This window comes from Streptomyces beijiangensis (assembly GCF_017315755.1).
GTDB lineage: Bacteria > Actinomycetota > Actinomycetes > Streptomycetales > Streptomycetaceae > Streptomyces > Streptomyces beijiangensis.
Genome location: NZ_JAFLRJ010000330.1, coordinates 1 through 8,828 on the forward strand (window position 1 = coordinate 1; position 8,828 = coordinate 8,828).

General features: G+C 70.1%; 7 protein-coding genes. All 7 read right to left on the reverse strand.

What is annotated here, in order from left to right; genetic code table 11:
- Window positions 1–695, reverse strand: a 695-nt coding sequence (murD, locus tag J0695_RS29160; protein ID WP_372445840.1) for a UDP-N-acetylmuramoyl-L-alanine--D-glutamate ligase, incomplete at its 3' end; no start/stop codon positions are given.
- Entirely contained in the window at window positions 692–1,762 is a 1,071-nt protein-coding gene (gene mraY, locus J0695_RS29165; protein WP_206966991.1) for a phospho-N-acetylmuramoyl-pentapeptide-transferase, read from the reverse strand. The genes murD and mraY, both read right to left, overlap by 4 nt.
- Complete coding sequence (locus J0695_RS29170; RefSeq protein ID WP_206966993.1) at window positions 1,759–3,174, reverse strand: UDP-N-acetylmuramoyl-tripeptide--D-alanyl-D-alanine ligase; 1,416 nt, start codon at window positions 3,172–3,174, stop codon at window positions 1,759–1,761. The genes mraY and J0695_RS29170 overlap by 4 nt, the downstream gene beginning before the upstream one ends.
- Window positions 3,174–4,862, reverse strand: a complete 1,689-nt coding sequence (locus J0695_RS29175; RefSeq protein WP_206966995.1) for a UDP-N-acetylmuramoyl-L-alanyl-D-glutamate--2,6-diaminopimelate ligase — start codon at window positions 4,860–4,862, stop codon at window positions 3,174–3,176. Before J0695_RS29175 ends, J0695_RS29170 begins: the two co-directional genes overlap by 1 nt.
- Window positions 4,863–4,876: 14 nt before the next feature.
- A complete protein-coding gene (locus J0695_RS29180; RefSeq protein ID WP_206966997.1) occupies window positions 4,877–6,853 on the reverse strand; it encodes a peptidoglycan D,D-transpeptidase FtsI family protein in 1,977 nt (658 codons plus the stop codon).
- 4 nt (window positions 6,854–6,857) lie between these two features.
- Entirely contained in the window at window positions 6,858–7,442 is a 585-nt protein-coding gene (gene ftsL, locus J0695_RS29185) for a cell division protein FtsL (RefSeq protein ID WP_206966999.1), read from the reverse strand.
- Window positions 7,439–8,404 (reverse strand): 16S rRNA (cytosine(1402)-N(4))-methyltransferase RsmH, encoded by a 966-nt coding sequence (gene rsmH, locus J0695_RS29190; RefSeq protein ID WP_206967001.1) that lies wholly within the window; start codon window positions 8,402–8,404, stop codon window positions 7,439–7,441. The genes ftsL and rsmH overlap by 4 nt, the downstream gene beginning before the upstream one ends.
- Between the last annotated feature and the right edge of the window lie 424 nt (window positions 8,405–8,828).

Genomic DNA, 8,828 nt, shown 5'->3' on the forward strand with positions numbered 1-8,828 from the left:
AGGTCCTCGGTGGCCGGGTCGGCGGCGTTGTAGACGCAGGCGACCGAATTGCCCTCGTAGATGCGGCCCTTGTCGGCGGCGTACGCCTCCATGGAGCCGTGCCAGTCGAGGTGGTCGGGGGCCAGGTTCAGTACGGCCGCGGAGTGGGCGTGCACGGAGGGCGCCCAGTGCAGCTGGTAGCTGGAGAGCTCGACGGCCAGGACGTCATAGGACTCGTCGGCGAGCACCACGTCGATGATCGGGGTGCCGATGTTTCCCACGGCGGCCGTACGCTTCCCGGCCGCCGTCAGGATCGAGGCGAGCATCTGGGTGGTGGTCGTCTTGCCGTTGGTGCCGGTGATCGCGAGCCAGGGGGCTGGTTCTCGTCCGTCCCGACCGCGCAGCTGCCAGGCGATCTCGACGTCGCCGACCACGTCCACGCCCGCCTCCGCGGCGGCCGCGAAGAGCGGGCTCTCCGGCTTCCAGCCGGGTGAGGTCACGACCAGGTCGGTGCCTTCGGGCAGCGTGACCGCGTCGGCCAGCCGTACCGAAATGCCCTCCGCCGTCAGTACGGTGGCGCGCAGGCGGTGCGTTTCGCTGTCGCCGCCGTCGACGACGGTCACCGAGGCACCGAGGCCGGCCAGGGCGCGGGCGGCACTGATGCCGCTCACGCCGAGACCGGCGACGGTGATGTTCCTGCCGTGCCAAGTGGTCACTTGTCGGCTGCCCATCCTGCGTAGAAGAGACCGAGTCCGACGATCACGCACATGCCCTGGATGATCCAGAAGCGGACCACCACAAGGACTTCGGACCAGCCCTTGAGTTCGAAGTGGTGCTGGAGTGGCGCCATCTTGAAGACGCGCTTGCCGGTCATCTTGAAGAAGCCGACCTGGATCACGACGGACATGGTGATCAGGACGAAGAGGCCGCCCAGGATCGCCATGAGCATTTCCGTACGGGAGCAGATCGCGAGACCCGCGAGGGCGCCGCCGAGCGCCAGCGAACCTGTGTCACCCATGAAGATCTTGGCGGGCGAGGTGTTCCACCACAGGAAGCCGAAGCAGGCGCCCATCAGGGCGGACGCGACGACCGCGAGGTCGAGTGGGTCGCGGACCTCGAAGCAGGCGCCGGGGTTGGTCAGGGTGGTGGCGTTGGCGCAGGACTCCTGGAACTGCCAGACGCCGATGAACGTGTACGCACCGAAGACCATCACCGAGGCGCCGGTGGCGAGCCCGTCGAGGCCGTCGGTGAGGTTCACACCGTTGGACATCGCGAGGATCATGAACAGCGCCCAGACGACGAACAGCACAGGCCCGATCGACCAGCCGAAGTCCGTGACGAACGAGAGCTTCGTGGAGGCCGCGGTGTTGCCGCGCACGTCCGCGAACTGCAGGGACAGGACGGCGAAGGCGATGCCGACGATCAGCTGGCCGGCCATCTTCGCCTTGGCCCGCAGGCCCAGCGAACGCTGCTTGACGATTTTGATGTAGTCGTCGAGGAAGCCGACCAGGCCCATGCCCCCCATCAGGAAGAGGACCAGGAGACCGGAGAAGGTCGTCGGGGCGCCGGTGATCAGCTTGGTGGCGAAGTACGCGATGAGCGTGGCCAGGATGAACGCGATGCCACCCATGGTCGGCGTACCGCGCTTGCCGTGGTGACCGCGCGGGCCGTCGTCACGGATGAACTGCCCGTACCCCTTGCGGGCCAGGAACTTGATCAGCAACGGGGTGCCGGCCAAGGTCAGAAAGAGTCCGATGACTCCCGAGAAGAGAATCTGCTTCATCGGGTGGCGACCTCGCCCTCGGTGACGTTCTCGACCAGCGCGAGTGCCACCTTTTCCAGGCCGATCGACCTGGAAGCCTTCACCAGCACGACGTCTCCTGCGCGCAGTTCACTGCGCAACAGGTCGACGGCCGCCTGTGCGTCGGACACGTGCACCGACTCCTCACCCCACGAACCCTCGTTATAGGCGCCCAGTTGCAGCCAGGACGCTTCCCTGCCCCCGACTGCCACGAGCTTGCTGACGTTGAGCCGGACGGCGAGCCGTCCGACCGCGTCGTGCTCGGCGAGCGAATCGTCACCGAGCTCGGCCATCGGGCCGAGCACCGCCCACGTACGGCGCCCCTTTCCCATGGACACGAGCGCGCGCAGGGCGGCTCGCATGGATTCGGGGTTCGCGTTGTAGGCGTCGTTGACAACCGTCACGCCGTCCGGACGCTCGGTGACCTCCATGCGCCAGCGGGACAGCGTGCCCGCCTCGGAGAGCGCCACGGCAATCTCTGATGCGGACATGCCCAGCTCATGCGCGACGGCAGCCGCGGCGAGCGCGTTCGACACGTGGTGCTCACCGTACAGCCGCATGGTCACGTCACTGCACCCGGAGGGTGTGTGCAGCGTGAAGGCAGGCTGTCCGGAGTCTGTGAGCCGGACATTGTCGGCAGTGATGTCGGCGCCTTCGGCCTCACCGAAGAGCAGGACACGCGCCTTGGTACGGGACGCCATCGCCCGTACCAGCGGATCGTCCGCGTTGAGCACGGCCACACCGCCCTCTTCCGCGGCGGGCAGCGACTCGACGAGTTCGCCCTTGGCCAGGGCGATCTGCTCGCGGCCGCCGAACTCGCCGATGTGCGCGGTCCCGACGTTCAGTACGACACCGATCTTCGGCGGCGTCAGCTCCGTGAGATACCGGATGTGCCCGATGGCGCGGGCGCCCATCTCCAGGACGAGATACCGGGTGTCCTGGTCCGCGCGCAGAGCGCTCAGCGGCAGGCCGATCTCGCCGTTGAGGGAGCCGGGCGTCCAGACCGTCGGACCGTGGCGCTGCAGCAGCTGCGCGATCAGGTCCTTGGTACTGGTCTTGCCGGCCGAGCCCGTGAGGGCGACGACGGTCGCGCCGAGCCGCTGCACGACGGAGCGCGCGAGGGCACCGAGCGCCACCTCGACGTCATCGACCAGGATCGCGGGGACCCCGACGGGACGGGTGGCCAGCACTGCTGCCGCCCCCGCCCCGACGGCGCGCTGCGCGTAGTCGTGTCCGTCGACGTGCTCGCCGTCGAAGGCGGCGAAGAGGCTGCCGGGCTCCACCAGGCGGGAGTCGATGACGACAGGACCGGTGACCGTGAGGGACGGATCCGGTATGTCGCTCGACTGCCCGCCGACAATGGCGGTGATCTCGGCGAGGGAGAGGGCGATCACTACTTCATCCCTGACTGTTTCTGGATGGCGGTACGGAGCACGGAACGGTCGTCGAAGGGGCGTACCACTCCGGCGAGGTCCTGGCCCTGTTCGTGGCCCTTGCCCGCGACCAGCACCGTGTCGCCGGGCTGGGCGCGTGCGACGGCGGCGGCGATGGCGGCGGCCCGGTCGGCATCGACCAGGACGTCGCCACGCTCGTGCACGGGTACCTCTGCGGCACCCGCGAGCATCGCGGCGAGAATCGCGAGGGGGTCCTCGGAGCGGGGGTTGTCCGACGTCAGTACAGCGGTGTCGGCGAGCCGTGCGGCGGCTGCGCCCATCGGCCCGCGTTTGGTGAGGTCGCGGTCGCCGCCGCAGCCGAGCACGATGTGCAGCTTGCCCTCGGTGACCTTGCGCAGGGCGCGGAGCACCGATTCGACGGCGTCCGTCTTGTGCGCGTAGTCGACGACGGCGAGGTACGGCTGTCCCGCGTCGATGCGCTCAAGGCGACCCGGGACCCCGGGGACGGCGGCGATGCCGTCGGCCGCGGTCTGCGGGTCGATGCCGGCGACGGCGAGGGTGACGATCGCGGCGAGGGCGTTGGCGACGTTGAACGGGCCGGCCAGCGGGGACTTCGCGCGGACGCTCTCGCCCTTGGGGCCGACCGCGGTGAACGTGGAGTCCATCGGGCCGACTTGGATGTCCACGGCCCGCCAGTCGGCGTCGGGGTGGCCCTCGGCGGAGAAGCTGGTGATGGGCACGGACGCCTCGGTGATGAGCCTGCGGCCGTACTCGTCGTCGAAGTTGACCACGCCGACGCGGCTGCGCTGCGGGGTGAACAGCTGCGCCTTCGCCTGGAAGTAGTCCTCCATGTCCGAGTGGAATTCCATGTGCTCGGGGCTGAGGTTGTTGAAGACGGCGACGTCGAAGACGCTGCCGTCGACCCGCCCGAGCACCAGGGCGTGGCTGGAGACCTCCATGGCGACCGAGTGGACACCGCGTTCGCGCATCACCGCGAAGAGGGCCTGCAGATCGGTGGCTTCGGGGGTGGTGCGCTCGGACTTGATGCGCTCGTCGCCGATGCGCGTCTCGACCGTACCGATGAGACCGGAGCGCTGGCCCGCGGCGCGGATGCCGCCTTCGACGAGGTACGCGGTGGTGGTCTTGCCCGAGGTGCCGGTGATGCCGATCTGGAGCAGGTCGCGGCCGGGGTGGCCGTAGATCTCGGCGGCCAGTTCGCCCATCGCGGCGCGCGGGTCGGCCACGGCGAGGACCGGCAGACCGGTCGCCGCGGCGCGCTCGGAGCCCGCCGGGTCGGTGAGGATCGCCGCGGCGCCCAGACCGGCCGCCTGTACGGCGAAGTCGGCGCCATGGAAGCGGGCGCCGGGCAGGGCCGCGTACAGATCCCCGGGGCGTACCGCCCTGGAGTCGTGCGTGATGCCGGTGACCGCACCGGCGCCCGGTGCTGTGACACGCGGAGCTGAGATGCCCAGCCGCTCGGCCAGCGTCCCCAGTGGGGTCGGGCGAACCTCGGCCGGACGGGGCGCTCCCGGATAGGTCACAAAGGCGTCCTTCTGGGTGGTTTGGGACTGATCAGCATGGTGCACGGCGGTGAGCGTACCGGGCTCACCCGGCCCGCCGCGAAGTGAGGGGCGGTGTCCGGGGCCGGGTGCCCGGCGGTTCCCGGGATCCTGCGTGATGGTCGTCACGGATGGTTCCTGGATCACTGGTGGGGATCGAAGGTGACCGGCAGCTTCGCCGGGGCGGCGCCTGTGGGCGGCACCTGGAGGGTCTTCAGGGCGAACTCCATGACCTTCTGGTAGACGGGACCGCAGATCTGACCGCCGAAGTAGCTGCCCTTGGTGGGGTTCTGGATGGCGCAGTAGACGGTGATGCGGGGGTTGTCGGCGGGTGCGAATCCGGCGAAGGAGGCGGTGTAGCCGCGGTAGCGGCCGGTCTTGGGGTCGACGCGGTTGGCGGTACCGGTCTTGCCCGCGACCCGGTAGCCGGGGATCTTGGCCTTGACGCCGGTGCCCTGCTCGTCGCCGACGACCGACTCGAGCATCTGGGCGAGCGTCTTGGCGGTCTTCGCGCTGATCACCCTGGTCTTCTTCGGGGCTGCGGCCGGGGTGAAGCGGCCGTCGGCGCCCGTGGTACCGCGGATCAGGGTGGGGGTGATGCGGACCCCGCCGTTGGCGATCGTCGAGTACACGGAGGCCGCCTGCATGGCGTTGAGCGAGAGGCCCTGGCCGAAGGGGATCGTGTACTGCTGCGAAGTGGACCAGTCCTGCGGCTTGGCGAGGATGCCGGACGTCTCACCCGGGTAGCCGAGGCCGGTCGGGGAGCCGATGCCGAATTTACGGAGATACGAGTAGAGGACCCGGTTGGCCTCGGGCTGGGTCTTGCCGAGCTGGCCCGACGCCAGGATGGTGCCGATGTTGCTGGACTTGGCGAGGACGCCGTTGAGCGTCAGATACCAGGTCTCGTGGTCGATGTCGTCCTTGAAGAGGCGGTCGCCGCGGTGCAGCCGGTTGGGGACGGTGACATGGGTGTCGGCGGTGGCCGCACCCTCCTCCAGTACGGCGGCCATGGCCATGACCTTGGAGGTGGAGCCCGGCTCGAACGCGTCCTGGAGCGCGGCGTTGCCCAGGTTGGCCGAGCTCGCCTTGGAGAGGTCGTTGGGGTCGAAGCCGGGCGCGTTGGCCATGGCGAGGACCTCGCCGGTCTTGTTGTCCTGCACCATCACGTAGCCGCGGTCCGCCTTGGACTCCTTCACCTGGTCGGCGATGGCCTTCTGGGCGTACCACTGGAGGTCGCGGTCGATGGTCAGCGCGATGTCGGAGCCCTGGACCGCGGGGGTCTCCTGGGTGCCGACGGTGGGCACCAGACGGCCGCCCGCCTGGGCGTACCTGATCTTCCCGTCCTTGCCGGCCAGCTGCTTGTCCAGGGACGACTCCAGGCCGCCCGCGCCCTCGCCCGCGGCGTTGACCCAGCCCAGTATCCCGGCGGCGAGATCGCCGTTCGGATAGACGCGCTTGCTGGTGGGGACGTTGAAGATGCCGGCCAGGACGCTGCTGATCTCGGCGCCCTTGGGTGCTTTGAGCTGGGCGGCCGCGGCCTTCTTGGTGAAGACGCCCTGCAGGTCCTTGATCTGGTTCCAGACCTGGGGGGTCTGGCGGCTGACGAGCTTCACATAGCGGGTCTTGGGGGTCTTGAGCTTCTTGGTGAGGCCCGCCGCGTCCACGCCGAGGATCGGAGCGAGGAGCGTGCCCGCCTGTTCGGCGGCGTCCGGTACGCCGGTGGCCTTCGCGGTGAACATCGTCGGGTCGGCCGTGATGTCGTACGCGTCGACGCTGGTGGCCAGGGCCACTCCCCCGCGGTCGGTGATCTCGCCGCGCTCGGCGGCCAGCGTCACGTCCTGGTAGCGGTTCTTCTCGGCCTTGGCCGCGTACGCGCTCGCGTCGACGGCCTGCACCTGCAGCAGCCGTACGACGAACGCCAGCATCACCAGGGTCAGACCGAGGCTGACCAGCCGCAGCCGGGGGCGCGGGCTGCCGAGGCGGAGCGCGCGCGCGGACTTGGCGGACTTGGCGGACTTGGACGCGGGGCGCGCACGGCCCTGCGCGGGGCGCGGAGGGCGTGCGGGGCGCGCGGGCCCGGGGACGCGTCGGCGCGGTGGTTCTGGCTGCTTGGGCGGCACTGCGTCACCTGCCGGGAGTCTGGGTCGGCTTCGTGGACGTAACGGTGGACGTACTCGCCGACCCGCTCGGTGAGGTGGTTGCGTGCGCGCCCGGGGAAGGACTCGCCGGGGCTGACAGCGGCGCCCCTGCGATGCCGGACGGCGACGGCGACGGCGTGACCGGGGCCGAGGGCGAGGGGGTCGTGGTCGGCTTCGTGGGGACGACCAGGGCCTGGGGCTGGGCCGTGGCCACGCCGGGGACGCCCTTGACCGAGCCGTCGGGGTTGAGGAAGGCGGGGACGTCGCCGGGGACCATACCGAGCTCGCGGGCCCGCCGCTCCAGCGCGTCGGGCGCCGAACGGTCGTCGACGTCGCGTTGCAGCGCCTGCTCCTCGTCGGTGAGCCCGGTGGTGTTCCTCTTGAGCTCGCTCAGCTGGAACGATCCGGCATTGAGCGCCGAGTTGAGCAGCAGCAGCGTGATCAGACCGCCGCCGAGGAGCACCACGACCAGCAGGACGAAGGGCGTACGGGCCGCGGTGTTGGGCCCGGACGGCAGCATCCGCGCGAGCCGCGCGGCCCGCCCCTTCAACTGCCTGGCCGCTGTGGTCATACCGCCTCCTCGCGGATGCGCTGTGCACCCCGCAGCCGTGCGGGGGCCGCGCGCCGGTTCTCGGCGACCTCCTCCTCGGTGGGCAGCTCCGCGCCCCGGGTGAGCAGCTTCAGCCGCGGCTGGTAGCGCTCGGGCACGACGGGCAGGCCGTGCGGCGCCGTGTTGGCGGCGCCTGCCGCGAAGACCTGCTTGACCAGGCGGTCTTCGAGCGACTGGTACGACAGCACGGCGATCCGGCCGCCGACCGCGAGGGTCTTCACCGCGGCGGGAATGGCGTGTTCGAGGGCGGCGAGTTCCGCGTTGACCTCGATACGCAGGGCCTGGAAGGTCCGCTTGGCGGGGTTGCCGCCGGTGCGCTTGGCGGCCTGCGGGAGGGAGTCGCGGATCAACTCGACGAGGCGGGCGCTGTTGGTGAACGGTTCCTTCTCACGCTCACGCACGACGGCGGAAACGATCCGCTTGGCCTGCTTCTCCTCGCCGTACTGGCGCAGGATCCGCACCAGCTCGCCCGGCGCGTAGGTGTTGAGGACCTCGGCGGCGCTGACGCCGGTCGACTGGTCCATGCGCATGTCGAGCGGGGCGTCCTGGGCGTACGCGAATCCCCGGTCGGCCTCGTCGAGCTGCATGGAGGAGACGCCGAGGTCGAAGAGGATGCCCTGGACGCGCGGGATCTCCAGCCGCTCCAGCACCTCGGGCAGCTCGTCGTAGACCGCGTGCACCAGGGTGGCGCGCTCCCCGAAGGGGGCGAGGCGCTCCGCGGAGAGGCGCAGCGCCTCCTTGTCCCGGTCGAGGGCGATCAGCCGGGCGGAGGGGAAGGCGGAAAGCAGTGCCTCGCTGTGCCCGCCGAGGCCGAGCGTGCAGTCGACGACGACCGGTTCCTGGATCGTCGGCTCTTCAAGCGCCGGGGCCAACATGTCCAGGCATCGCTGGAGCATCACCGGGACATGTCGGGTCTCGCTCATGCGCCCTCTCGGGTACGGCGCGGTCGCACGTACGGCCGGGTCCCCGCCCGCCCGGAAGGGGAACGGTCTGCCGGCGCCGGGTGAGGGGCGCCGGCCGGCCGGCGAGCGGGAGAGGGCCGGGCCTTACGTACGCCGCGCATGCGGGGGTCTGCGGGCTTATCAGTTCGTCAAGTACGAGGGGGCGCGTCACGCCTCCCGGTTCGCGTCACTTTAGTCCACTCGTACCGCCGGTCAATCAACCGGCCAGCGCGCCACGCGGCAGGCCTTTCACTCGAACGGGTTACGTTGGGTCAGGCTTGTGGATTAGCTCACACAAGGCCGAGTTGGCAGTATTTTTCCACCCCCTTGGCGGGACTCCGCGATCACCTCCGGCTACCGTCATAGACATGTCGACTCCTGCGCACCTCCCCGCAGAGCCCACCCC